We start from the raw sequence: 23,980 nt of genomic DNA on the forward strand, positions 1-23,980 counted from the left end.
GAGAGTCAGTCAGCAGTGTTTTGGTGGCGAAAAGAAGTGCGGCCAGGGATCTCGGTCGCCTTCTCCGATGTTGATGCGGGCAACCTTGCACTGCATGTGGCAGATAATCCTGACGATGTGATTGCGCGCCGGGCCCGGCTGGAAGCAGCAGCGGGGCTCGGCGAACGGCATTTCCAATACATGAACCAGGTCCCACGGAAAAGCCGTCGAATTCATCACCTCGCACGGTGAGGGTCCGACGGCTGATGCCATGGTGTCCATGGGACAGCCGCTGGCGGTCATGGTTGCGGACTGCGTCCCCGTAGTGTTGTTGGGCGAGACGCCGAGTGGTACCGCCCCGGTTCTCGCCGTAGTCCACGCTGGCCGCCCTGGCGTTGCTGCAGACGTAGTTTCGGCTACCGTCGCCAGCATGCGAAGCCGTGGCGCGGGGACCATCTCCGCCTGGATGGGTCCTTCCATCTGCGGCGAATGCTACGAGGTTCCTGAACAATTGCGTGCGGACGTAGCGGCGTTGGTGCCGGAGGCATGGGCTACCACGTCGTGGGGTACGCCGGCGCTGGATCTCCCGGCCGGCGTCCGGGCCCAGCTTAAAGCGCTCGACGTCGCGGTCGAGTATTCGGGGGAGTGCACCCGGGAGACCGCCGGGCTTTATTCGTACCGGCGGAATCAGCAGACCGGCCGCTTCGCGGGCTTGGTGTGGACGCATGAGTGAGGCTCTCCCGCCAGTCGGAGCCGCCGACACCGATCCGCGGACCGCGGAACTGGGCGAGCGGCTCATGGCGGTTCGTCAAAGGATTACTTCAGCTACCTTGGCTGCCGGACGCGGCGAAGAGCCGCAGCTGATAGTCGTCAGCAAGTTCCATCCAGCAGCGGATGTTGTCCGGCTCGCTGCACTCGGGGTGCGGGATGTTGGCGAAAACCGTGACCAAGAAGCGGCTGCTAAGTCCGCGGAGCTTGGAGGGCTCGCAATGCGTTGGCACTTCATCGGGCAATTGCAGAGCAACAAAGCGAAATCCGTCGCGAAATATGCCTTCTCCGTGCAATCGATCGACCGCCCGCAGCTCGCCGAGGCGCTGGCCAAAGCTGTTGCTCGGCAGCAGGACGAGTCGGGCAGGCCCGATCTCGATTGCTATATCCAAGTCAGCCTGGAGGACGACGCCGGCGCGCACCGCGGCGGCGCCGCTCCGTCCGACGTCGAGCGCCTCGCGGAATCCATAGCCGGGGCCGCCGGGCTGCGCCTGGCCGGTGTGATGGCAGTCGCCCCTCTTGGAGCGCGCCCCGAGCAAGCGTTCGCGAAACTCGCAGCGATTTCCACCGATTTGCGAGGATTGCATCCCGATGCTGTGGCTATATCGGCCGGAATGAGCCAGGACCTCGAAATAGCCGTGCAATTCGGTGCGACACACCTGCGAGTTGGTTCGGATATTCTCGGTTCGCGCCCGCCGGTGGGGTAGCGTCAAAGTATTGGAAGCGACGGGCCGGGATTTCAGCGATGTCAAGTCATGGGCGGCCCGCCTACTGCAGACACGATAGGAGTCCAGCATGGCTGGCGCACTGCGCAAGACAATGGTTTATCTTGGGCTCGCCGATGGCGAAGAACACTACGAGTCTGAGCAGCACACGGACGAGGACGGGTCTGTCGACCACGTTCGCGAAGAGCGCCGCGCCCCTGCACCTGTACGTGAAGTAGTTCGTGAAGTCCACCCAGTCGCCGAAGAGGAATACCGCGCACCCGTGACACCTATCAAGCGTGCGGCATCGAGCCGCGAAGACGCCTCCGGGCTGAAGCAGATCACCACTGTCCATCCCCGCTCCTACAACGACGCCAAGACTATCGGTGAGAGTTTCCGGGACGGCATCCCTGTGATCATGAACGTCACGGACATGGGTGAGGCCGACGCCAAGCGCCTCGTCGATTTCTCCGCCGGACTTGCCTTCGGGCTGCACGGCAGCATCGAGCGTGTCACCAACAAGGTTTTCCTGTTGTCCCCGTCGTACGTCGAGGTTCTTGGCGAAGACAAAAAGACCAACGAAGCACAGGCAACGCTCTTCAACCAGAGCTAGCCCCAGCAGCAATGGATGCCAGGCAGAGAGATCTGCCTGGCATCTGTGTTGCAATAGAGGGACTGACCGAAGAGTGCGAACTAGGAGATCTGAGCTAACCCGTGGGCATTGTTTTCGGCCTTATCTACATTGCATTGTTGCTGTTCCTGGTCACCCTCATCATCAGGCTCGTCTTCGATCTCGTGCAGATGTTTGCTCGCCAGTGGCGCCCCCGTGGCGCCGCCCTGGTAGCTGCGCACGTGGTCTATTCTGTGACTGATCCGATGTTGAAACGGATTCGCCGGCTTATTCCACCCCTGCAGCTAGGCGGGGTGTCCCTTGACCTGGCATTCCTGATCGTGTTTATTGTCGTCAGCATTGCGATGGGATTCGTCTATTCGCTGGCGTAGCTTGGCCGTAGCCCATTGCAGACGAACTATTTTTTCGTCTGTCCGTGGGGTGCAATCCTTCGACTCAACACGATGGTGTTGAATTGGGGGAATCAGATGATATTTAGGTACCGTAGTTTTAGGACGGCCGGAAGGCCTACTGACTAACTAGACCAACGAGGTGACCAGATGGCTTTGACGCCAGAAGACGTTGTCAACAAGCGCTTTCAGCCGACCAAGTTCCGCGAAGGCTACGACCAGGACGAGGTCGATGACTTCCTCGACGAAATCGTCGTGGAGCTGAGGCGTTTGAACCAGGAGAACGACGAGCTGCGCAAGAAGCTCGCCGATAGCGGAAATCCGGTTCCGGCCAGCGCGGCTGCGGCACCCGTTGTCGAAAAGGTTCCGGCGCCGGTGAAGGCCGACAAGGACGCACAGGCAAAGGCCGAAGCCGAAGCCAAGGCAGCGGAGGACGCCAAGAAGAAGGAAGCGGCATCGGCCATTCCTGCTGCTCAGGTCGCCTCTGCACCGAATGGTGCGGGTTCTCCCTCCGCCGAGTCCGCTGCCGGTCTGTTGGCCATGGCGCAGCAGATGCACGACAAGCACGTTTCCGATGGCCAGCAGCAGAAGGAAAAGATCATTGCCGAAGCGCAGATCGAAGCCTCCAGCCTCGTCAACGATGCTCAGGACAAGTCCCGCAAGATCCTGGGCGCCCTCGAGCAGCAGCGCTCCGTCCTTGAGCGCAAGGTGGAACAGCTCCGCGGCTTCGAGCGCGACTACCGCTCCCGTCTGAAGGCCTACATCGAGGGCCAGCTGCGTGACCTGGACGCTCGCGGCTCGGTTGCGGCCCCTGAGGTCGGCGAGGCAGCCGCAGAGGTCTAGCAAGTATTCTGAAAGCCGGTGGCTGGGGATTCCTCGGCCGCCGGCTTTCGCCTGTTAAGGCGCAGAAGCCACGGTTACCGAATGAAAGTACTATGAGCGACGAACGAACTGACGGCAGCGAACCAACCAACAGCACCGAACCAACCAACAGCACCGAACCAACCAACAGCACCGAACCAACCAACAGCACCATGGAGCCGGTCCGCACCAAAATCCACACGTGGCGCCCCGCTTTGCTCTGGGCCTTCGCGGGCTTCGCTGCCTTCGCGTACGCCTTCGACCAGCTGACCAAACTGTGGGTCACCAGCACCATGGTCGAATACGAGCGGACCCCGGTGATTCCTCCGCTCCTGCACTGGTACTACATCCGCAACTCCGGGGCCGCTTTCTCGATCGGCGAAAACTTCACGTGGGTCTTCACGATCATCATGGCGGCCGTCTCCGTGGCTATCCTGTTCCAGGTGCGCCGATTGGGCTCGGCGTGGTGGGCACTTGCCCTCGGATTCTTGCTGGGTGGAGCGCTCGGAAATCTGACCGACAGGCTCTTCCGTGAGCCGTCCTTTGCGATGGGGCGCGTGGTGGACTTCATCCAGCTGCCGAATTTCGCGATATTCAACATCGCCGACTCCGCCGTGGTTTCCGGCGTCGTACTCATTTGCGTGCTGACCCTGCGGGGGATTGGCTTGGACGGCTCCCGTCACCACTCGAAGGCAACTGCCGAGGCCGGCGAGGATTCAGGCGATGTCTGAGCAGTTCCTGGTGCCCGGAGAGCTGGGCGGGGCCAGGGCCGATGCGGGCCTGGCCAAACTCATGGACATCTCGCGTTCCGCGGCGGCCCTGCTGATCGCCGAGGGCAACGTGACCGTCTCCGCAAGCGTCGTGGGTAAATCGGAAAAGCTCGTGGCCGGTTCCGTGATTGAAGTCACCGTTCCCGAACGTCGGGACCCGTTGGAAGTCGTGGAGGAAGTCGTGGAAGGCCTGAGCATCCTGTTGGACGATGAGGACTTTGTTGTCATCGATAAGCCCGTTGGAGTGGCGGCACACCCATCACCGGGTTGGGTCGGCCCCACCGTGGTGGGCGGCCTCGCAGGTGCTGGATATCGGATTTCCACCTCCGGCGCCCCTGAACGGGCCGGCATTGTCCACCGTCTCGACGTCGGAACCTCGGGCGTCATGGTGGTGGCCAAGACTGAACACGCCTACACGGTGCTCAAGCGGGCCTTCAAGGAACGCACGGTGGACAAGGTCTACCACGCGGTGGTCCAGGGCCTGCCGGATCCGCTGGAGGGAACCATCGATGCCCCCATCGGGCGCCACCCAGGGCACGACTGGCGCTTTGCCGTGATCGAAGATGGCCGTCCCTCGGTGACGCACTACGAAGTCCTCGAAGCCTTTGGCAAAGCGACCCTCGTGGAAATTCACTTGGAAACCGGCAGGACACACCAGATCAGGGTTCACTTCTCGGCCCTCCGGCATCCCTGCGCCGGCGATCTGACCTATGGGGCGGATCCGCGCTTGGCGGCGAACCTCGGACTGACCCGGCAATGGCTGCATGCCCGGCAGCTTGGCTTCAACCACCCCCGCACGGGCGAATGGGTGGAAGTCACCAGCCAGTACCCGGCAGACCTGCAGTACGCCTTGGAACTTCTGGAAAGCGGCAACGCTTAGGGCGATTGCCGCACCGTCTGCCGGGCCCCTGAAGGTAGACTGTCCGGGTGACTTCCAGCAATGACTCGTTCGTCCACCTGCACACCCACACCGAATACTCCATGCTGGATGGAGCGGCGCGGCTCACCGAGTTGTTCGATGAGACCGAGCGGCTGGGGATGCCCGCCCTTGCTACCACCGACCACGGATACCTGTTCGGCGCCTTCGACTTCTGGAAGAAGGCCACTGACAAAGGAATCAGGCCGATTATCGGCGTCGAGGCCTACGTCACCCCAGGCACGGCGCGCGGAGACAAGGAGCGTGTTCGGTGGGGCGACGAGAGCCAGCGCAAGGATGACGTCTCGGGTGGTGGTGCCTACACCCACATGACGCTGTTGAGCTACAACAACGTCGGCATGCGCAACCTTTTCCGGGCCTCCTCCATCGCCTCCCTCGATTCGGTGTTCGGCAAATGGCCCCGCTTGGACAGGGAACTGCTGAACACCTATTCCGAAGGCCTGATCGCTACCACCGGCTGCCCGTCCGGTGAAGTCCAGACCCGGCTCCGGCTCGGACAGTACCGTGAGGCTTTGGCTGCGGCATCCGAGTTCCGCGATATCTTCGGCGCGGAAAATTACTACTGCGAACTCATGGACCATGGACTGGACATCGAGCGGCGGGTCACTGGGGACCTGCTGCGCCTGGCCAAGGACCTGAAGCTCCCGTTGGTGGCCACCAACGACCTTCACTACACCCACGAGCATGACGCCAAGGCCCACGAGGCCCTGTTGGCGATCCAGTCGGGGTCCACTCTGCTGGAACCCACCTACGACAACGGCGGTTCCCGTTTCGCCTTCTCCGGAAGCGGCTACTACCTGAAGTCGCCACAGGAAATGCGGGAGTTGTTCCGCGACCATCCTGATGCCTGCGACAACACGCTGGCGATCGCCGAACGCTGCGAAGTGTCGTTCAACACCGGTGCGAACTACATGCCGCGGTTCCCTTGCCCTCCGGGCGAGGACGAGACCTCGTGGCTCGTCAAGGAAGTCGCAACGGGACTGGATTACCGGTACCCCACGGGTGTCCCGGACAAAGTGCGCAAGCAAGCCGACTACGAGCTTGACGTCATTACCTCCATGGGTTTCCCGGGCTACTTCCTGGTGGTGGCAGACTTCATCAACTGGGCCAAGAACAACGGCATCCGGGTGGGTCCGGGCCGTGGTTCCGGTGCCGGCTCGATGGTGGCCTATGCCATGCGCATCACGGACCTCGATCCGCTGGAACACGGCCTGATCTTTGAACGGTTCCTCAACCCGGACCGCGTCTCCATGCCCGACTTCGACGTCGACTTCGATGATCGCCGCCGCTCCGAGGTCATCGACTACGTGACCCGTAAGTACGGCGACGAGCGCGTGGCGATGATTGTCACGTACGGCACCATCAAGACCAAGCAGGCGCTCAAGGATTCCTCCCGCGTGCTCGGCTACCCGTTCAGCATGGGCGAAACGCTGACGAAGGCCCTGCCGCCGGCTGTCATGGCCAAGGACATTCCGCTCGCGGACATCCAGAACCCGGAGGCCAAGCGGTACGGCGAGGCCGGAGACTTCCGCCAGCTCATCAGCACCGACCCCGAAGCTGCCAAGGTCTTCGAGACCGCGCTCGGCATCGAGGGCTTGAAGCGCCAGTGGGGCGTGCACGCCGCCGGTGTCATTATGTCCTCGGACCCCATCATCGACGTGATTCCTGTCATGCGCCGTATCCAGGACGGCCAGGCCATCACGCAGTTCGACTACCCGACGTCCGAGGGCCTCGGGCTGATCAAGATGGACTTCCTCGGACTGAGGAACCTGACGATCATTTCCGACGCCCTGGAAAACATCAAGATGAACCGCGACGTCGATCTTGACCTGAAGAACCTGGCGCTGGACGACGTGGCGTCTTACGAGCTCTTGGCGCGCGGCGACACTTTGGGCGTGTTCCAGCTCGACGGCGGACCCATGCGTTCGCTGCTCAAGCTCATGAAGCCTGACAACTTCGAAGACATCTCCGCCGTGCTGGCGCTGTACCGGCCGGGTCCCATGGGCGCCAACGCGCACACGGACTATGCCCTCCGCAAAAACAAGATCCAGGACGTCATTCCCATCCACCCGGAACTCGCGGAACCTCTGCAAGACATCCTGGGCGGGACCTTCGGCCTGATCGTGTACCAGGAGCAGGTCATGGCCGTGGCCCAGAAGCTGGCGGGCTATTCACTCGGCCAAGCCGACATTCTGCGGCGCGCCATGGGCAAGAAGAAGAAATCTGAACTGGACAAGCAGTTCGCCGGCTTCTCCCAAGGCATGCAGGACAACGGCTACTCCATGGCCGCCGTGAAGACCCTTTGGGACATCCTGCTCCCGTTCTCCGACTACGCCTTCAACAAAGCGCACTCAGCCGCATACGGTGTCATCTCCTATTGGACGGCGTACCTGAAGGCCCACTACGCGCCCGAATACATGGCTGCGCTGCTCACCTCCGTGGGTGACGACAAAGACAAATCGGCCATCTACCTCAATGAATGCCGGCGCATGGGCATTACAGTCCTGCCGCCGGACGTCAACGAGTCAAGCCTCAACTTCACCCCTGTGGGAACTGACATCCGCTTCGGAATGGGCGCTATCCGTAACGTGGGCGTCAACGTGGTGGAGGCCATGGTAGCGGCCCGCGCTAGCGAGGGCGCCTACACCTCCTTCAAGGACTTCCTCATGAAGGTCCCGGCCGTTGTCTGCAACAAGCGCACCATCGAGTCCCTCATCAAGGCCGGTGCCTTCGACTCGCTGGGCCATCACCGGCGCGCACTCGCCATGGTCCACGAAGAAGCCATCGACTCCGTCATCACCCTCAAGCGCAATGAAGCGATCGGCCAGTTCGATCTCTTCGCAGGATTCGAGGACCAAGAGCCCCAGGCTTCGTTGAGCACGGAGATCCCGGACCTGCCGGAGTGGGAGAAGAAGGACAAGCTCGCCTTTGAGCGGGACATGCTCGGACTCTACGTCTCAGACCATCCTTTGCAAGGCCTCGAGGGCGTCTTGAGCCAGCATGCCGAGCAGTCGATTACGTCGATTCTGGGTGAAGACGGACCGCACGACGGCGCCATTGTCACCATTGCGGGAATGATCACGTCACTCAGCCGCAGGATCGCCAAAGCCAGCGGCAACGCCTACGCACGGGCCGAGATCGAAGACCTCGGTGCCTCCATCGAAGTCATGTTCTTCGGCCAGGCCTACGGCCCTATCGCTTCGGTCCTCGCCGAGGACCTGATCGTGGTGGTCAAGGGACGCCTGCAGAGGCGCGACGACGGCGCAGTTACCTTGAACTGCATGGAGCTCTCAGTGCCGGACCTGAGCGAAAGCACCAACGGTCCGCTGGTGATTACGATGCCTACCTATAAGGCGACCGAGGCTGTGGTCACTGATCTCCGTGATGTCCTGAACACCCACCGTGGAAACTCGGAGGTCAGGCTCCATCTTCAGGGTGATTCCAAAGTCGAAGTCATGGGCTTGCCGGTCCACCTGCGGGTGAACCCCACGCCGTCGCTCTTCGGTGATCTCAAGGTCCTCCTGGGCCCCACCTGTTTGGATAACTGACTCAGATTTCGTAGTCGAGGGGAACCGGTTGGCTGTAGGAACCTGAGTGGTAGAGCAGGGGAGTGTCATCGTCGCCGACGAGCCCGTCAACAACCTCCACCACCACGATCGCGTTGTTTTCGAAGGACAGGCGCATCTGGATCTTGCCGATCAACCAGCCGGCAACGTTCTTCAGGATGGGCACTTCCAAGGGGCCCGGTTCCCAGTGGTCGCCTTCAAACCGCTCCTGGGTTCGGCTGAAGCGGTCGGCAAGCGCCTGGTTCTCGAGGCCCAGCATGTGCAGGCCGATGTACGTCGAATTCGCCACTGCGGGCCAGGAGCTGGAACTGCGCGACATATTGAACGTGAAGCGGGGCGGCTCGGCCGACAAGGATGCCACTGACGTCGCAGTGAAGCCGAAAGGCTTGCCGTTCAAGTCGGCGGTGATGATGGCTACTCCCGCGGCGTGCCGGCGGAACATTTGCTTGAACGTTCCTTCAAAAGCCGATTTTTCCGAAGCCACTTTGCCCGATCTCCTGCATGACCTGATGGTAATAACACTGGTGTGTTCAGCGTATTCCGCCATCCGGCAGGGCGCTTCCTTGTTGAGCCCCCGGAAACGTTTGTTAATGTTTGTGTCATGACCAAGCCAACATCGAACCTCCTCGAGTCCGTCCCCGCGGCGGACCCTGAAACCCGAAGCCGTAAATGGTGGCTATGGCTCGCCGTGCCCGTAGCTTCGGGCATAGTGCTGGGACTTGCCTGGTGGCTGTTGGCCCCGGGCGGCCTCAACCTGATCTCCGGAAATTCTGCCCTCGCTGATCCCACCGCTTCGGCGAGCCGGCTTCCGAGGGACTTGGTGTTTGCGGGGCTGATGTTGCTTGCAGGATGCTTCACGGCGGTCCTGCTCGATGGCAAGGTTCGGCAGCCGGGCCAAGGCATCCGCACTTTCTTGGCGGTTCTCGGCGGCATGGCAGGTGCCCTGGTGGGCCTGGCAGGTAGGCCTGCTCGCGGCTCAATGGTGGGGTCACGCCTCCAGCGCCGTGGCAAGCGGAACCGAGGGTTTCTCTTTGCGGGCCACCGCAGCGCTTTTGCTGTGGCCGGGAGCGACGGCCCTCGTCACATTTCTCCTGGTTCTTTTCGGCTTGATGGGCAAGCAGCCGGAGGCATAGCCGTGTGCCCGTAAAATGGTGTGGTGACCATTTCTCCGGAGAATCCTGCCGACAACGCCGCCCAGCCCCTCGCCTTCCGCAGCATTGACTTGCGCGGACAGTCCCTGACCTTGGCGGAACTTCGCGCCGCAGTGCCCCGCGCGAAGCATCAGACCATGGCGGACGCCGAGCAGAAGGTTCAGGAAATTATTTCCGCCGTCCGCTCCCGTGGTTTTGAAGCGCTTGGTGAGTTGGCCCTGGCGTTCGACGGCGTGGAACAGTCCCATCCCCGCGTTCCGGCCGCTGCCCTCGCCGGAGCCCTTGAAAATCTGGATCCGGCCGTCCGCGCTGCCCTGGAGGAATCGATCAGCCGCGCCCGGCGCTTTGCCGACGGCCAGCGGCCGGCAAACGTCGACGTCGAACTGGGGGACGGCGCCGTCGTGAGCCAGAATTGGGTACCGGTGGGCCGCGTGGGGCTCTATGTGCCCGGCGGACTGGCAGTTTACCCGTCTTCGGTCATCATGAACGTTGTGCCGGCACTGGCCGCGGGCGTCGCCTCGATAGCGCTGGCGTCCCCGCCCCAGAAGGACTTCGACGGGTTGCCACACCCAACCATCCTCGCCGCCGCCGCGTTGCTGGGCATCGACGAGGTCTACGCGATCGGCGGCGCCCAGGCGATCGCTTCGTTTGCTTACGGCATCGCGGGGGCTGGCGATGAGCAGCCTATCGAGCCCGTGGATGTTGTGACTGGCCCCGGCAACATCTTCGTGGCCACCGCCAAGCGTCTGGTGAAAGGCGTGGTGGGGATCGACTCCGAGGCCGGCACCACTGAGATCGCCATCTTGGCGGACGCATCGGCCCGCCCGGCACTCGTGGCCGCGGACCTTATCAGCCAGGCCGAGCACGATCCCAAGGCCGCCTCGGTCCTGATCACGGATTCCGAGGAACTCGTGTCAGCCGTGCAGCAGGAACTCGCTGCGCAAGCGGGAATCACGAAGCACGCGGAACGGGTCGGCATGGCACTGTCCGGCCCCCAATCGGGCGTGGTGCTGGTGGACGATCTCGAGCAGGGGATTGCAGTCTGTGACGCCTACGCAGCCGAGCACTTGGAGATCATGACCGCGGACGCGGCTGCGGTTGCGGCACGGATCCGCAACGCAGGAGCGATTTTCGTGGGCGACTACAGCCCGGTCAGCCTCGGTGACTACTGTGCCGGCTCCAACCACGTGTTGCCGACCAGTGGTACTGCTGCGTTCTCCTCCGGGCTGAATGTGACGACGTTCCTCCGCGCAGTGCAGGTCATCAACTACAACAAGGCTGCCCTGGAAGTGGTCAGCAAGCACATTGTGAGTCTCGCCGACGCCGAGGACCTTCCCGGCCACGGCGATGCGGTCAAGATCCGGTTCGCGGACGCTTAAACACTATATGTATGGGTTGTAACCACTACATATAGTAATTACAGTCTTGTCATTAGGCCATATATAGCCGTAAACTGGTGCCGGAAGTCAAACTTCCGGCACCTTTTGCGTTCCCGGCTGTTTCGCCGCAGGACCTTCGGCCGGAACTGAACAGGGAGGCCCAGCGTGTATTGTCCGTTCTGCCGAAACCCTGACTCGCGCGTCGTGGACAGCCGGATGGCCGACGACGGCTCAGCCATCCGCCGTCGTCGGCAATGCCCCGAATGCGGCCGCCGCTTCACCACTGTGGAGACCACCAGCCTCTCGGTCATCAAGCGCTCAGGCGTCGGGGAACCCTTTAGCCGGATCAAGATCATCAACGGTGTTCGCAAGGCGTGCCAAGGACGTCCCGTGACTGAGGATGACCTTGCGATGCTGGCCCAGGAGGTCGAAGAAAACATTCGGTCGTCGGGCGCCGCAGAGATCGATGCTCACGAGGTCGGTTTGGCCATCCTCGGGCCGCTCCAGAAGCTGGACGAGGTGGCCTATTTGCGGTTCGCCAGTGTCTACCAGGCGTTCGAATCGCTTGAAGACTTTGAATCAGCCATTTCGCTGCTCCGCCATGAAGCCGAAACTGCAGCGGCAGAAGCCCCAGCGAAGGGCGCCACGGACAAGAGCTCCGAGAAGAGCCCACTCTAGCTCCGGTGGTGGCAGCGGAGGGGAAGCCGCAGCCACCACCGGCACCACGCTATTTAGCCAGCTTGTGGTGGAGGGCTACATCCAGTGCCGCTCCCACGATTCCGGCGTCGTTCTTCAGCTCTGCCGTGACGATGCGGGTCCGCAGGTCGAGGTGCGGGAAGTACTCATCCGAACGCTTTGAAATGCCCCCTCCGATGATGAAGAGCTCGGGGGAGAACAGGAACTCGACGTGGGAGAGATAGCGCTGCAGCAGCACGCTGTACTCTTCCCAGCTCAAACCGTCCCGTTCGCGCGCGACGGCGGATGCTTTCGTTTCGGCGTCGTGGCCGTCCACCTCAAGGTGACCGAGCTCGGCGTTGGGTACCAGATGGCCGTTGAAGATGAAAGCTGAGCCGATTCCGGTGCCCAAGGTAATGACGAGGACCGTGCCGTCGACGCCTTCGCCCGCCCCGTAGCGGGCTTCGGCAAGGCCGGCGGCGTCGGCGTCATTGATGACCTCTACCGGGCGGTCCAAGCGCTTGGTGAGCAGCGAGTCGATGTCGGTGTCGAGCCAGGACTTGTCAACGTTTGCCGCAGAGCGGACCACGCCGTGCTGGATGATTCCGGGGAAAGTGACTCCGACGGGCGATCCCTTGGCTGGGGCGTCGTCGCGGGCCGTCAACTCTTCGACGATCTGCGCGATCACCTCGGCGACGGCTCCCGGCGTCGCGGGCTGCGGCGTGGGAATACGGACGCGGTCCCCGAGCATCTTGCCCTTCTTGAGATCGACGATGCCGCCCTTGATACCGGTGCCACCGACGTCGATGCCGATCAGCGGGCCATTCTTGTGGATCTTCTCATCCTTCTTGGTCAATGCGCTTCCGTTCATGGCAGGAGGGGTGGGCAAGTCGCAGCGTGAAGGGCTGCAGGTGACCTTCCGGAGAGCTTAAGGAAGAGTCAGGATTTCGGCGCCGGTCTCGGTGACCAACAGGGTGTGTTCGAATTGCGCGGTCCGCTTGTGGTCGCGGGTGACGACAGTCCAGTCGTCGGGCCACATATCCCACTCGACTGTCCCGAGGGTCAGCATGGGTTCAATCGTGAAGACCATACCTGCTTCGATCACGGTGTTGTAAGCAGGTGCGGCGTCGTAGTGGGGGATGATCAGCCCTGTGTGGAAGGCCTCCCCGACGCCATGGCCGGTGAAATCACGGACCACACCATAGCCGAAGCGCTTCGCGTAGGACTGGATGGCCCGGCCGATCACATTGATCTCGCGGCCAGGAGCCACCGCTTTGATGGCACGGTTGAGCGACTCGTGCGTGCGTTCAACCAGCAGGCGGGACTCCTCGTCCACGTCGCCCACCAAGAAGGTGTAGTTGGTGTCCCCGTGGACGCCATTGATATAGGCCGTGATGTCTATATTCAGGATGTCGCCGTCTTGCACCGCGGTGTTGTCAGGAATGCCGTGGCAAATGACCTCGTTGAGCGAGGAGCACAGGGACTTGGGGAAGCCCCGGTAGCCGAGCGTTGACGGGTAGGCGTGGTGGTCCAGAATGAACTCGTGGCCGATCCGGTCAAGCTGGTCCGTGGTGACGCCGGGCACGATGTGCTTGCCCACCTCGACGATCGCCTGGGCTGCAATTTTGCTGGCGATACGGATTTTCTCGATGGTTTCCGCTGTTTTGACCTCGGAACCGGTGAACTTTGCCGGCGCGGGCTTGCCGACGTACTCCGGGCGCGGGATGGACGCCGGCACCGGCAGCTGTGGGCTGACAGTTCCTTGGGTGAGCGTGCCGATGGGTGCGGTCAAAGCGGGAGAAGGCATAGATTGATCATATAAGGGACGTAAGAGACCCAAGTAACTAAGTTGCTAAAAAACAGCCTAGTCAACGGGCAACCGCCCCGCCGGCGTTACGGCGGGACTCGCAGAGGAGAAACCGTGGCGGAGTACTGGTACAACGTTCAGACACACCAGATCGAAGAGGACGCGATGTCCGATTGGACCCAGTTGATCGGTCCTTACAAGACGCGCGAGGAAGCGGAGCACGCCTTGGAAAAGGTCAAGGCGCGCAACGATGCCTGGGACAAGGACGACGAAGACTGACGCGGTGTTCGCTTAGAAAGAGTGTTCCGGGCCGGGGAACTGGCCGGACCGGACGTCGTCGGCATACGCCTTCGCGGCTTCGCTGAGAGTGGTGCGCAGATCCGCGTACTGCTTGACGAACTTGGCCATTTTTCCGCCGCGCAACCCGGCCATGTCTTGCCACACCAGCACCTGGCCGGTGGTCGCGTTGCCGGCTCCGATCCCGATCGTGGGCACCTCGACGGCGGCGTCGACGGCGGCTGCCGTTTCCGCGGGAACCATCTCCATGAGCACACAAAACGCTCCGGCGTTGGCGAGGGCAACTGCGTCTTCGATCAAGCGGGTGGCGTCGTCGCCACGGCCTTGGACCCGGTAGCCTCCCAAAGAGTGTTCGCTTTGGGGCGTGAAACCGATGTGCGCCATGACGGGAATGCCCGCCTGGACCATCGCCCGCACGGTTCCGGCGTAGTAAGCGCCGCCCTCGATCTTGACTCCGTGCACCAAGCCTTCCTTGAGGAAGCGAACGCCTGTTGCCACCGCCTGCTCAGCCGACACTTCGTAGCTGCCGAAGGGAAGATCGGCCACTACCAAGGCACGCTTGGCGGATCGGGCCACCGCGCGGCACAAGGGGAGGAGTTCGTCGACAGTTACAGGGAGGCTGGTTTCATTCCCGAAGACATTGTTGGAGGCAGAATCGCCTATCAGCAGGACCTCGATGCCGGCCTGGTCGAAGATTTCAGCCGTGTATTGCTCGTAGGCGGTCAACATCGCAAAGCGCTCACCCTTGGCCTTGGCTTGTTGAAGGTGGTGCGTCCGGATTCTGGCCACGGGCTTGGGAGATGAAGCCGTCACGGCGGGTCCTGTTCCATAGGGAGCGGGAACTTCGGCGGGCATGCTGGAATCGGAACTGTTGCTGGGGGCCATGAATAGAGCGTATGCGGTACCGGCCGTCCTAGCCACCGGGGTACTCGCAGCCCGCATTTGTAAACGCTGTGTTACGCGGACCAGGCCTGCATCCAATCCGGGCCAATGCTTAGTAGAGTGAATGCGGAGTTGTCGTCGGCTTCGAACCTCGAACCGGCGGCATGGACGTTGACCCGGAAATGAGGCCTCATGGACCGCCAGCAAGAGTTCGTTCTGCGAACTATCGAAGAGCGTGACGTGCGCTTCGTACGCTTGTGGTTTACCGACGTCGTCGGTTTGCTGAAATCGGTAGCACTTGCACCGGCAGAAGTGGAAGGCGCCTTCGAGGAAGGCCTGGGGTTCGATGGCTCGGCCATTGAAGGCCTCGCGCGGGTGTTCGAGTCGGACATGCTGGCCCAGCCCGACCCCTCCACGTTCCAGATCCTGCCCTGGCGGGGTGAAACAGAGCAGACCTCCAGGATGTTCTGCGACATTCTGACTCCCGACGGCGAGCCGTCCACAGCCGATCCCCGGAATGTCCTGAAGCGGACGTTGGCCAAGGCCGCGGACATGGGCTTTACCTGCTACACGCATCCTGAGATCGAGTTCTACCTCCTCAAGTCCCAGGACCTCGATGCCAACGGCGTCCCTGTTCCCGTTGACGAGGGCGGTTACTTCGACCACGTGCCCGGTGGGGTGGCCCAGGACTTCCGTCGCACTGCCGTGACCATGCTTGAATCCGTCGGCATCTCGGTGGAATTCAGCCACCACGAGGGCGGCCCCGGCCAGAACGAGATCGATCTCCGTTATGCGGACGCCCTGCAGACTGCAGACAACATCATGACCTTCCGCACGGTCATCAAAGAAGTGGCCCTGCAACAGGGCACGTATGCCACATTCATGCCGAAGCCCTTTACGGACCACCCGGGTTCGGGCATGCACACGCACTTCTCCCTGTTCGAGGGCGATGCCAACGCCTTCTATGAAGCCGGCGCCGAGTTCCAGCTTTCGCGCACGGCGCGCCAGTTCATTGCCGGCATCCTCCAGCACGCACCGGAATTCACCGCCGTCACCAACCAGTTCGTGAATTCCTACAAGCGCCTGTGGGGCGGCGGCGAAGCGCCGAGCTACCTGAGCTGGGGCCACAACAACCGTTCCGCCTTGGTTCGTGTGCCGCTCTACAAGCCGGGCAAAGGCCAGTCTGCGCGGATCGAATACCGAGGTATCGACTCCGCCACCAACCCGTACCTTGCGTACGCCGTCCTGCTGGGTGCCGGCCTCAAGGGCATTGAGGAAGGCTACGAACTTCCGGCCGCAGCCGAAGACGACGTCTGGTCGCTGACCACAGCCGAGCGCAAGGCGATGGGTCACACTCCGCTGCCAGCCAGCCTCCACGATGCGATCCGCGCCATGGAGGATTCGGAACTCGTAGCGGACATCCTCGGCGAACAGGTCTTTGACCACTTCCTGCGCAACAAGCGTGCGGAATGGCAGGACTACCGGCTCCAGGTCACCCCTTACGAGCTCAAGCGCAACCTCGGCATTCTCTAAGCCGTGAGCGTGCAGCCTGGCCCGCCGGCTCATTTCGGCCGGTTTCAGCGATCTTGAGAAGGGTGAACGGTTTCTCGCTGCCCGCGAGCTCGACGGCATTGACCAAGACACGATCTTCGCCGGGCTGCACCTGAGTGCCAGTCCGGACACCGCGCTCCAGTCGCTCGTCCGCCTGATCGAGAAGCATCCCTCGCTCAAACGGCTTGCGGGGGAGCACCCCGACCGTAGCGAGCCGCTGTACCGTCTGCTCGGGGCGTCCGAGGCTTTGGGCGAGTTCCTGATCAGGCATCCGGAGCATCTGGATGTCTTCGATGTCCGGGTCAGCCCTGAGCCACTGTCTGCCGATGCCGGTGAACTGCGGATCAAGCTCCTCCGATCAGTCAAGGCAGATCCTCACTCTCCCAGGCCCGTGGCCGGGATGACCGGACCCCGCGCCTACTCCGCACTCCGGACGGCCTACCGGCGTGGATTGACGGAACTGGCCATCAAGGACCTCTGCGCGGCCAGTCCGCAGGACTTCATGCCCGCTGTCGGCGCCGAACTGGCTGACCTCGCCGGCGCGGCGATAGAGGCGGCCCTGGCGGTGGCCCGGGCCGAAGCCGCAGCGACCTTCGACCCGGCCGAGATAGCCGGCGTCGGGCTGGCTGTCATCGGCATGGGCAAATGCGGTGCCCGTGAGCTCAACTACATTTCCGACGTCGACGTCATCTACGTAATCGAAGCGCCGAACCTCGAGGATGCCGAGGCCGCGACCATCGGTACGGCGCTCGCAGCCGGCATTTCACGCGCGATCTGCGCTACGGGACCCGAACCCGGTCTGTGGGAGGTCGACGCGAACCTGCGGCCGGAGGGGAAATCCGGTCCGCTCGTCAGGACGCTGCCCTCGCATTTGAGCTACTACGCGAAGTGGGCGGAAAGCTGGGAATTCCAGGCACTGCTTAAGGCCCGGACCATCGCCGGGGACAGGGACCTCGGTTTACGGTACGAGCAAGCCGTCCAACCGCTCGTCTGGGCATCCGCCGGCAGGGAAGGATTCGTGGAGTCCGTGCAGGCGATGCGCCGCAGGGTTACCAACAACATCGCCCCTGCCGAGGAGCAGCGCCAGATCAAACTGGGACCCGGCGGGTTGCGTGATGTCGAGTTCACCGTGCAGCTCCTCCAACTCGTGCACGGAAAGTCCGATGAAACGCTTCGTTGCCGCGATACGACGTCTGCAATTTCCGCACTGTCCGCGGGCGGCTACATTGGCCGGGTCGATGCCGCTGCCTTTGACGCCGCTTACCGCTATCTGCGGGTCCTTGAGCACCGTATCCAGTTGTTCCAGATGCGTCGCACGCACCTCATGCCCACGAACCAGGACGCCTTGCGGTTCCTCGCCAAAGCCGTCCTGGGTCCTTTCTCAACGGGCAGGCCCCACCCCGATGCCCTGATTGAATCGTGGCAGAAAACGAAGCGGTCGGTCCGGGAACTGCACGACCGGATCTTTTACCGGCCGCTGCTCAACACTGCCGCGAAGCTGAGCAGCGAAGACGCCCGGCTCACACCGGAAGCCGCGCAAGGCCGTCTCGCGGCGCTGGGCTACCGCGACCCGCAAGGCGCGATGCGCCACATTCAGGCACTCACCGCGGGGGTCAGCCGTCGTGCTGCCCTGCAGCGGCAACTGCTGCCGATCCTCCTCGGCTGGCTCGCCGAAGGAGTAGATCCCGACGCCGGACTGCTCGCCTTCCGACGGGTCAGCGAAGCACTCGGAACCACGCATTGGTACCTCGGGATGCTCCGGGATTCGCAAGCGGCAGCGGAGCGGCTTTGCCATGTGCTCGCCAACTCGCGGCTGATCGCCGACCTCTTGGAAGTTTCCCCGGAATCCGTTGCGTGGCTCGGTTCCGACAAGGAACTCATGCCTCTCGAATTTGAAGCCCAGTGGCAGGAAATCCAAGCCAAAATGTCACGCCACGCCGTTCCCGAGAATGCGATGCGGCTCATCAGGCTTATCAGGCGCCGGGAAATCCTCCGTATCGCCATTGCGGACAGCGCCGGCCTCCTTGAGCAGGACGCCGTGGGCGCGGCACTGGCCGATGTGGACCGGGCGGCGGTTCTGGGCGCCTTGCACGTCGCCGAGAACATCGTGGCCTCCGAGGGGACCCTCAAGACCCAGGTCCTCGTGGTTGCGATGGGCAGACAAGGCGGCTGCGAGATTGGCTACGGCTCGGATGCCGACGTCATCTACGTCCATCGTGCCGTGCCTGGAGCGAGCGAAGCGGAAGCACAGCAGCAAGCCCTTGCGATTGTGGGGCATATTTCCACTCTGCTCACCCAGCCCCTCAAGCCGGCAATCCTCGCTGAGCGGGTCCTTGTGGTTGACGCCGACCTCCGCCCTGAAGGAAAGAACGGGGCCATGGTCCGATCCTTGGATTCCTATGCGGAGTATTACCGGCGGTGGTCCTTGATCTGGGAAGCCCAGGCCCTGCTGCGGGCCCAGCCCATGGCGGGTAACGACGAGCTGGCTGCGGAATTCCTCTCGCTCATCAACCCCATCCGCTATCCGGAATCGCTCGCCGAGACGGATGTCCGGGAAATCCGGCGGGTCAAAGCCCGTGTTGAGTCCGAACGGCTCCCGAGGGGGGCCGACCCTGCCAGGCATGTGAAGCTCGGCCGGGGCGGACTGAGTGACGTCGAATGGCTTGTCCAACTTCTGCAACTGCAACACGCAGGCAAACATCCGGGGCTGCGGACCACGTCCACCCTGCAAGCCCTCGACGCGATTGAAGCGCTGGGCCTTCTCGACAGGGGCGACGTGGTGCTGCTGCGCGATGCTTGGCGGCTGGCAAGCCGAATCCGCTCGGCAAATGTGATCTGCACCGGACGTGCTTCCGACCTCCTGCCGGCCTCCCGGCGCGATCTGGAGGCCGTGGCCCGCTGGTGTGGCTATGCTCCCGGCCAGGCCGCGGCATTCGAAGAGGATTACCTGCGGCAGAGCCGGAGGGCGCGGGCTGTCTTTGAAAAGGATTTCTACGGTCAGTGATGTCCCGTCCGGGCTGCTGAGCGATGCGCGGGGGCCGCTAAGCTCGAAGGATGCGTGAAACCGTGTGGTTGATTCCTTTGAAGGACCTCGACGATGACGCCCGCGCCATCAAGCTGGGTGACGTCGCGGTCATGGAGTTGGCTGCAGGGCAGGAAGACTTCGTCGGCGACCCTTTCGCGATGATGCTCATGGGCCTGGAAGACGAAAGCCGCGTGCCGTACGTCATCGAAGCGGACGGTGCCGCCGTCGGAGTCTTCACCTTGCAGACTGGTGCGGCGACGCTGGCAGGATGGCCCGACGACGATTCGGCCTGGCTCCTGCGGGGCTTCCTGATCGATCAGGGCCACCAGGGGAGAGGATTGGGCTCCCAAGCTGCTGCGGCGGCCGCCCGGGAGGCACACAAGCTGACAGCGAGGCTGGGCAGCGGGCAGGCCGGCGTCGTGCTCTCCGTCAATGAGCGCAATCCCGCAGCCCGCTCCGCTTATGAGAAAGCCGGCTTCGCGGAAAGCGGCAGATACCTGGGCGGCAGCACCGGACCCCAGCTGACGATGTATCGGGAATTTGCCGGCTGAACCGGGGACACGGGGATACCTCGAGGGCGGCTGATTAGAATAATAAGCATACTTACAGTATGGTTTTTGAGGTTTGCACAGCGATAAAGGCAATCATCAGAATGTTTTCGACTGAAACGAAAGGTACATCATGAATGTCATCCTTGGAATCGTCGCGATCGTCGCGATCGTTTTCTTTATCATTGGCGGCACCGTAAAGGCTCTGGGGTTCCTTCTCTGGATTGCCCCGATTCTGATCGTCTTGGCGATCATCGTCTTCCTCTTCCGGTTGATTAGCGGGCGCAGGCGGGTGTAGGGATACCTGAGCTTTACACAAGGACGGCTGTGTCTTAACGGACACGGCCGTTCTTGTTTTATGCGGCCCGGGCAGGGTGAACGTCAAAGCAAGACACCTTCACACACTCGCCATTAGTGGGTCAAAATGAACCATCTACCGCCCCGTCGGGACGTCTTCTGCCTGCAATACCCAATGCCCACAGGAGAAAATATGCGTTACGAGGTGACGGTGACGGATGTTGCGGCTCGTCCTACGGCAGTGGTGCCGGCGACGACCACATGGCAGGAGTTCCCGACGCTGTGGCGGGAACTGTCTGATGAGGTGTGGGCATGCCTCCGCGCGGGCGGGATCTCCCGAGGCTGCCGCGTTGTCATGCTGTATTTGGACGACGTGCCACATGTTGAGGTGGGGGTCGAGTTGCTCGTACCGTGTCCGCTCACGGGGCGGGTAGTGGCGTCAACCTTGCCGGCCGGACGAGTTGCCGTAACCACTCACTACGGAGCGTACGCGGGGTTGGGAGATGCGCATCGCGCCGTGTTTGACTGGTGTACCGCCCAGGAGAAACAGACTGCCGGCGCGCGATGGGAGGTCTACGGACCACACAACGACGATCCCGCCAAGGTATGGACCGAGGTCTACTATCTGTTGGCGTGAAGGCGGCGAAGTAGTGCTCCTTCATTAAAGACGAACGGCCGTTGCAACTCCCGGATAACCCGGTTGTTGCAACGGCCGCTGCGGACTAAACCCCGTTTAGCCCCGTGATTAGCTACACGCCGTAGTAGAGCTCGAACTCGTACGGGTTCGGGCGCAGCGAGAGCGGACGGATCTCGTTCTCGTACTTGTATTCGATCCAGGTGTCGATCAGGTCCTGGGTGAAGACGCCGCCGGCCTGCAGGAACTCGTTGTCCTCGCTCAGGGCCTCAAGTGCTTCCTCGAGGGAACCCGGAGCCTTGGGGATGTCCTTGGCTTCTTCGGCGGGAAGCTCGTACAGGTCCTTGTCGATCGGAGCCGGGGGCTCGATGCGGTTGCGGATGCCGTCGATGCCAGCCATGAGCTGTGCAGCGAACGCCAGATACGGGTTGGACGAGGGGTCCGGAGCGCGGAACTCAATGCGCTTGGCCTTCGGGTTGGAGCCCGTGATCGGGATACGGATACCGGCAGAGCGGTTGCCCTGCGAGTAAACCATGTTGACCGGAGCTTCGAAGCCCTTGACCAGGCGACGGTAGGAGTTGACGGTCGGGTTCGTGAAAGCGAGCACTGCGGAAGAGTGCTTCAACAGACCGCCGATGTACCAGCGAGCGGTGTCAGAGAGGCCCGCGTAACCCTTTTCGTCGTAGAACAACGGCTCGCCGTTGGTCCACAGGGACTGGTGGCAGTGCATGCCCGAGCCGTTGTCACCGAAGATCGGCTTCGGCATGAAGGTAACGGACTTGCCGTATTCCCATGCCGTGTTCTTGATGACGTACTTGAACTTCTGCAGGTCGTCAGCGGCGTGCACCAAGGTGGTGAACTTGTAGTTGATCTCGGCCTGGCCAGCGGCACCGACTTCGTGGTGCGAGCGCTCGACTTCGAGGCCTGCTTCGTCCAGGGCGATGCACATGGCGTCGCGGAGGTCAGCCTGGTGGTCAACCGGGGAAACCGGGAAGTAGCCGCCCTTGAAGGGGGTCTTGTAACCGAGGTTTCCGCCTTCTTCGTCGCGGCCCATGTTCCAAGGGGCTTCAATCGAGTCGATCTTGTAGAAGGAGCCCTGGGGGGAGGACTCGAACTGCACGTTGTCGAAGACGTAGAACTCAGCTTCGGGAGCAAAGAATGCGGTGTCCGCAATGCCGGTGGAGGCCAGGTAGGCCTCAGCCTTTTCGGCAACGCCGCGGGGGTCGCGGTGGTACGGATCGCCCGTACGGGGGTTCACGATCGAGAAGTTCAGAGCAAGCGTCTTCTCAACGCGGAAGGCGTCGATGAAGGCCGTGGTGACGTCCGGAATGAGCTGCATGTCAGACTCGGCGATGCCCTGGAAACCGCGGATGGAAGATCCGTCAAAGAGCTGACCGTTGACAAAGAAGTCAGCGTCGACGCTCTTGGCCGGCACATTGAAGTGCTGCTGGACGCCCGGAAGATCGGTGAAGCGGATATCGACGAATTTTACGTCTTCGTCTTTGATGAACTTGAGGACTTCGTCCGCAGTCTTGAACATCTATGCTCCTAACGCATAACAAGTAACAGGCCCGCAGGCCGTCTGATCCAGCTCAAACCGATAGCAGGGAAACAAAAAAGTATCCCTGCTGCGGCGGCTAGCAACTTCTCTAACCCTAGGGACAAGGGATTTCCCCGGGGTATCAGTATTGTTTCGTGCAGGTTACAGAATTGCCTGCTGTGTAAACGCTACTGGTCTATCGCAGTGCCAGTCTATGTCTTCCGGTATGTGGTCTTTCTGCGGGGACACTGCGAACCACTCAGCCTGGGGACCACCCGCCGTCGGCTATCCAGTGGTGAAGCCGTAAGCTTGAACTGTGGTTGATCGCAAAGATATTGGTTCATGGCTTACAGGCCCGGATACGTCCGGAATTTCCAAATACCCGGGAGAACGGCTTGGCCTGCCGGAGTCCGGCCCCGGTTCCATTGCCCGGGCGGGCCGCCGCATCCTCGCGATCTGCATCGACTGGGCCATTGCCCTGGCAATCAGCAACTTTGCCTTCGGCGGCAATCAGTGGGCGACGCTCGCAGTCTTTGCGGTGGAGCAGATCCTGCTCATCGGCACGCTTGGCTACAGCATCGGGCACAGGGTCGCAGGTATCCACGTGGTGCGTCTGGGAGGTGGGCCCGCAGGACCGCTGGCCGCTGTGGTACGCACGCTCCTGCTTTGCCTCGTGATTCCGGCGGTTGTCTTCGATCCCGATCAGCGTGGCCTTCACGACAAAGCCATGAACACGATACTTATTCGGATGTAGCTTTTCCGAAAAAATAGCCGCCCTGCTCTGGATATTCCAGAGCAGGGCGGCTTACTTATTTGGCCTCTAGCGTCCGCGCGCTGCCTTACGGTCCGGGCGCGCCTTGTAGGGGTCGATACCTTTGGGGATCGGGAGGCGGTTGCCGAGCGAAGAGATCCGCTTGTTGACCGCGCCCACCTCAACCTTGGTGAGCTCGTTCTTGTACTTGTTCATGGTCTTGGCAATCTGGCTGATGGGCACCTGGCCCTCGCCACGACCGCTTTCGATCACGTGGATGGTCACGTTCGGGAGGATGCGGGACAGCTTCTTGCGCTCGGCGTCCGCCAGTGGCTTGACGCGGTGCGAGGGTCCTTCGGTCACGAGTACGACGCCGGGACGGCCGATGGCGCGGAAGACCGCATCCTGGGTGCGCGGGTTGACCGCAACGGGCTGGTCTTCAGTGATCCAGCCACGGCGCAGGGTTCCCAGGGCCGCGCCGGAGGCGCCGGGCTGGTTCTCGATCTGGGCGAAAGCCGCCCGTTCCGCGCGGCGCGAGAGGATGAAGACAGCTGCCAACAGGCCCAAGGGAATACCGATGATCAAGCCCGTAACCCAGTTGTTCAGAATCAGGCCGACGACGAGGCTGACGGCAATGACGCCGAGGAACGCCAGCAGCATGAGCCACACGACCATGGGGTCATTGCGGCGCGTCATCTTGAAGACTTCGCCTATCTGCTTCAGCTGGCTCGGCTTCTTGGCCTTTGCTTCCTTGGGCTTGCGGGAAAACAAGCGGCGCTTGGGAGTATCGGAAGCCGATGTTGTCGAGTTGCTGGAATCAGGGGATTTCGCCATAGTG

Annotated in this window: 23 protein-coding genes and 1 pseudogene; 18 read left to right on the forward strand and 6 right to left on the reverse strand. The window is 62.1% G+C overall.

Annotated elements, in window-relative coordinates; genetic code table 11:
* Positions 1 to 15 precede the first annotated feature (15 nt).
* From ACF0H6_RS20725 to dnaE, 8 genes and pseudogenes are all read left to right on the forward strand, one after another.
* A pseudogene (locus ACF0H6_RS20725) lies at positions 16 to 712 on the forward strand (polyphenol oxidase family protein).
* Positions 705 to 1,454: a YggS family pyridoxal phosphate-dependent enzyme gene (locus tag ACF0H6_RS20730; RefSeq protein ID WP_395251281.1), complete on the forward strand. Its 750-nt coding sequence runs from the start codon at positions 705 to 707 to the stop codon at positions 1,452 to 1,454. The pseudogene ACF0H6_RS20725 and the gene ACF0H6_RS20730 overlap by 8 nt, the downstream one beginning before the upstream one ends.
* Positions 1,455 to 1,542: 88 nt before the next feature.
* A complete protein-coding gene (locus ACF0H6_RS20735) occupies positions 1,543 to 2,064 on the forward strand; it encodes a cell division protein SepF (protein ID WP_395251282.1) in 522 nt (173 codons plus the stop codon).
* 101 nt (positions 2,065 to 2,165) lie between these two features.
* Complete coding sequence (locus ACF0H6_RS20740; RefSeq protein ID WP_395251283.1) at positions 2,166 to 2,453, forward strand: YggT family protein; 288 nt, start codon at positions 2,166 to 2,168, stop codon at positions 2,451 to 2,453.
* Positions 2,454 to 2,621: 168 nt separating this feature from the next.
* Positions 2,622 to 3,314 (forward strand): DivIVA domain-containing protein, encoded by a 693-nt coding sequence (locus tag ACF0H6_RS20745; protein ID WP_395251284.1) that lies wholly within the window; start codon positions 2,622 to 2,624, stop codon positions 3,312 to 3,314.
* A 191-nt stretch (positions 3,315 to 3,505) separates the two neighbouring features.
* The gene (gene lspA / locus ACF0H6_RS20750; protein ID WP_395251378.1) at positions 3,506 to 4,063 is read left to right on the forward strand and encodes a signal peptidase II; all 558 of its coding nucleotides are present in this window, start codon (positions 3,506 to 3,508) and stop codon (positions 4,061 to 4,063) included.
* Positions 4,056 to 4,982 carry an RluA family pseudouridine synthase gene (locus ACF0H6_RS20755; protein WP_395251285.1) on the forward strand — a complete coding sequence of 309 codons (927 nt, stop codon included), beginning with the start codon at positions 4,056 to 4,058 and terminating at the stop codon, positions 4,980 to 4,982. Before lspA ends, ACF0H6_RS20755 begins: the two co-directional genes overlap by 8 nt.
* Before the next feature lie 47 nt (positions 4,983 to 5,029).
* On the forward strand, positions 5,030 to 8,587 hold the full coding sequence (dnaE, locus tag ACF0H6_RS20760) for a DNA polymerase III subunit alpha (protein ID WP_395251286.1): 3,558 nt from the start codon (positions 5,030 to 5,032) through the stop codon (positions 8,585 to 8,587).
* Position 8,588: 1 nt separating this feature from the next.
* On the opposite strand, the gene ACF0H6_RS20765 is transcribed toward dnaE, so the two are convergent.
* The gene (locus ACF0H6_RS20765) at positions 8,589 to 9,089 is read right to left on the reverse strand and encodes a flavin reductase family protein (protein ID WP_395251287.1); all 501 of its coding nucleotides are present in this window, start codon (positions 9,087 to 9,089) and stop codon (positions 8,589 to 8,591) included.
* 117 nt (positions 9,090 to 9,206) lie between these two features.
* Here ACF0H6_RS20765 and ACF0H6_RS20770 point away from each other — a divergent pair, with 117 nt between their 5' ends.
* The 3 genes from ACF0H6_RS20770 to nrdR all read left to right on the forward strand — a co-directional run bounded on the left by ACF0H6_RS20770 (position 9,207) and on the right by nrdR (position 11,813).
* Positions 9,207 to 9,752: a hypothetical protein gene (locus tag ACF0H6_RS20770; RefSeq protein ID WP_395251288.1), complete on the forward strand. Its 546-nt coding sequence runs from the start codon at positions 9,207 to 9,209 to the stop codon at positions 9,750 to 9,752.
* 9 nt (positions 9,753 to 9,761) lie between these two features.
* Complete coding sequence (gene hisD, locus ACF0H6_RS20775) at positions 9,762 to 11,135, forward strand: histidinol dehydrogenase (RefSeq protein ID WP_395251289.1); 1,374 nt, start codon at positions 9,762 to 9,764, stop codon at positions 11,133 to 11,135.
* A 165-nt stretch (positions 11,136 to 11,300) separates the two neighbouring features.
* Complete coding sequence (gene nrdR / locus ACF0H6_RS20780; RefSeq protein ID WP_395251290.1) at positions 11,301 to 11,813, forward strand: transcriptional regulator NrdR; 513 nt, start codon at positions 11,301 to 11,303, stop codon at positions 11,811 to 11,813.
* A gap of 49 nt (positions 11,814 to 11,862) precedes the next feature.
* Here the strand turns inward: nrdR and ppgK are convergent, their stop codons facing one another.
* Together ppgK and map are read right to left on the reverse strand one after the other, a co-directional pair.
* Positions 11,863 to 12,666, reverse strand: a complete 804-nt coding sequence (gene ppgK, locus ACF0H6_RS20785; protein ID WP_395251291.1) for a polyphosphate--glucose phosphotransferase — start codon at positions 12,664 to 12,666, stop codon at positions 11,863 to 11,865.
* Between the two features lie 72 nt (positions 12,667 to 12,738).
* Positions 12,739 to 13,617 (reverse strand): type I methionyl aminopeptidase, encoded by an 879-nt coding sequence (gene map, locus ACF0H6_RS20790; RefSeq protein WP_395251292.1) that lies wholly within the window; start codon positions 13,615 to 13,617, stop codon positions 12,739 to 12,741.
* Between the two features lie 114 nt (positions 13,618 to 13,731).
* Between map and ACF0H6_RS20795 the strand changes: the two genes are divergently transcribed.
* Positions 13,732 to 13,896 carry an SPOR domain-containing protein gene (locus ACF0H6_RS20795; RefSeq protein ID WP_395251293.1) on the forward strand — a complete coding sequence of 55 codons (165 nt, stop codon included), beginning with the start codon at positions 13,732 to 13,734 and terminating at the stop codon, positions 13,894 to 13,896.
* 12 nt (positions 13,897 to 13,908) lie between these two features.
* Here ACF0H6_RS20795 and panB read toward each other — a convergent pair whose 3' ends face one another.
* Positions 13,909 to 14,799, reverse strand: coding sequence for a 3-methyl-2-oxobutanoate hydroxymethyltransferase (gene panB / locus ACF0H6_RS20800; RefSeq protein WP_395251294.1), 891 nt, complete (start codon positions 14,797 to 14,799; stop codon positions 13,909 to 13,911).
* A 189-nt stretch (positions 14,800 to 14,988) separates the two neighbouring features.
* On the opposite strand from panB, the gene ACF0H6_RS20805 reads away from it, so the two are divergent.
* The 5 genes from ACF0H6_RS20805 to ACF0H6_RS20825 all read left to right on the forward strand — a co-directional run bounded on the left by ACF0H6_RS20805 (position 14,989) and on the right by ACF0H6_RS20825 (position 20,854).
* Entirely contained in the window at positions 14,989 to 16,329 is a 1,341-nt protein-coding gene (locus ACF0H6_RS20805) for a glutamine synthetase family protein (protein WP_395251295.1), read from the forward strand.
* 16 nt (positions 16,330 to 16,345) lie between these two features.
* Positions 16,346 to 19,351: a bifunctional [glutamine synthetase] adenylyltransferase/[glutamine synthetase]-adenylyl-L-tyrosine phosphorylase gene (locus tag ACF0H6_RS20810; RefSeq protein ID WP_395251379.1), complete on the forward strand. Its 3,006-nt coding sequence runs from the start codon at positions 16,346 to 16,348 to the stop codon at positions 19,349 to 19,351.
* A 50-nt stretch (positions 19,352 to 19,401) separates the two neighbouring features.
* Positions 19,402 to 19,923 carry a GNAT family N-acetyltransferase gene (locus ACF0H6_RS20815; protein ID WP_395251296.1) on the forward strand — a complete coding sequence of 174 codons (522 nt, stop codon included), beginning with the start codon at positions 19,402 to 19,404 and terminating at the stop codon, positions 19,921 to 19,923.
* 130 nt (positions 19,924 to 20,053) lie between these two features.
* The gene (locus ACF0H6_RS20820; RefSeq protein ID WP_395251297.1) at positions 20,054 to 20,218 is read left to right on the forward strand and encodes a hypothetical protein; all 165 of its coding nucleotides are present in this window, start codon (positions 20,054 to 20,056) and stop codon (positions 20,216 to 20,218) included.
* A gap of 192 nt (positions 20,219 to 20,410) precedes the next feature.
* Positions 20,411 to 20,854 (forward strand): GyrI-like domain-containing protein, encoded by a 444-nt coding sequence (locus tag ACF0H6_RS20825; protein WP_395251298.1) that lies wholly within the window; start codon positions 20,411 to 20,413, stop codon positions 20,852 to 20,854.
* Positions 20,855 to 20,966: 112 nt separating this feature from the next.
* On the opposite strand, the gene glnA is transcribed toward ACF0H6_RS20825, so the two are convergent.
* Complete coding sequence (gene glnA / locus ACF0H6_RS20830) at positions 20,967 to 22,391, reverse strand: type I glutamate--ammonia ligase (RefSeq protein ID WP_395251299.1); 1,425 nt, start codon at positions 22,389 to 22,391, stop codon at positions 20,967 to 20,969.
* A 316-nt stretch (positions 22,392 to 22,707) separates the two neighbouring features.
* On the opposite strand from glnA, the gene ACF0H6_RS20835 reads away from it, so the two are divergent.
* Positions 22,708 to 23,145 (forward strand): RDD family protein, encoded by a 438-nt coding sequence (locus ACF0H6_RS20835; RefSeq protein WP_395251300.1) that lies wholly within the window; start codon positions 22,708 to 22,710, stop codon positions 23,143 to 23,145.
* A gap of 66 nt (positions 23,146 to 23,211) precedes the next feature.
* Here ACF0H6_RS20835 and ACF0H6_RS20840 read toward each other — a convergent pair whose 3' ends face one another.
* Positions 23,212 to 23,976, reverse strand: coding sequence for a DUF4191 domain-containing protein (locus ACF0H6_RS20840; protein ID WP_395251301.1), 765 nt, complete (start codon positions 23,974 to 23,976; stop codon positions 23,212 to 23,214).
* Positions 23,977 to 23,980: the final 4 nt, after the last annotated feature.

The organism is Arthrobacter sp. NA-172 (assembly GCF_043952055.1).
In the GTDB taxonomy this organism is placed as follows: Bacteria; Actinomycetota; Actinomycetes; order Actinomycetales; family Micrococcaceae; genus Arthrobacter.

Excerpts from the sequence above, each read along its gene's own strand:
- ACF0H6_RS20815 (WP_395251296.1), top strand. The coding sequence starts at position 19,402 with ATGCGTGAAACCGTGTGGTTGATTCCTTTGAAGGACCTCGACGATGAC.
- ACF0H6_RS20730 (WP_395251281.1), top strand. The coding sequence starts at position 705 with ATGAGTGAGGCTCTCCCGCCAGTCGGAGCCGCCGACACCGATCCGCGG.
- ACF0H6_RS20770 (WP_395251288.1), top strand. The coding sequence starts at position 9,207 with ATGACCAAGCCAACATCGAACCTCCTCGAGTCCGTCCCCGCGGCGGAC.
- map (WP_395251292.1), bottom strand. The coding sequence starts at position 13,617 with ATGCCTTCTCCCGCTTTGACCGCACCCATCGGCACGCTCACCCAAGGA.
- ACF0H6_RS20735 (WP_395251282.1), top strand. The coding sequence starts at position 1,543 with ATGGCTGGCGCACTGCGCAAGACAATGGTTTATCTTGGGCTCGCCGAT.
- ACF0H6_RS20840 (WP_395251301.1), bottom strand. The coding sequence starts at position 23,976 with ATGGCGAAATCCCCTGATTCCAGCAACTCGACAACATCGGCTTCCGAT.
- ACF0H6_RS20820 (WP_395251297.1), top strand. The coding sequence starts at position 20,054 with ATGAATGTCATCCTTGGAATCGTCGCGATCGTCGCGATCGTTTTCTTT.
- lspA (WP_395251378.1), top strand. The coding sequence starts at position 3,506 with ATGGAGCCGGTCCGCACCAAAATCCACACGTGGCGCCCCGCTTTGCTC.
- ACF0H6_RS20745 (WP_395251284.1), top strand. The coding sequence starts at position 2,622 with ATGGCTTTGACGCCAGAAGACGTTGTCAACAAGCGCTTTCAGCCGACC.
- ACF0H6_RS20825 (WP_395251298.1), top strand. The coding sequence starts at position 20,411 with ATGCGTTACGAGGTGACGGTGACGGATGTTGCGGCTCGTCCTACGGCA.
- ACF0H6_RS20755 (WP_395251285.1), top strand. The coding sequence starts at position 4,056 with ATGTCTGAGCAGTTCCTGGTGCCCGGAGAGCTGGGCGGGGCCAGGGCC.
- ACF0H6_RS20805 (WP_395251295.1), top strand. The coding sequence starts at position 14,989 with ATGGACCGCCAGCAAGAGTTCGTTCTGCGAACTATCGAAGAGCGTGAC.
- glnA (WP_395251299.1), bottom strand. The coding sequence starts at position 22,391 with ATGTTCAAGACTGCGGACGAAGTCCTCAAGTTCATCAAAGACGAAGAC.
- panB (WP_395251294.1), bottom strand. The coding sequence starts at position 14,799 with ATGGCCCCCAGCAACAGTTCCGATTCCAGCATGCCCGCCGAAGTTCCC.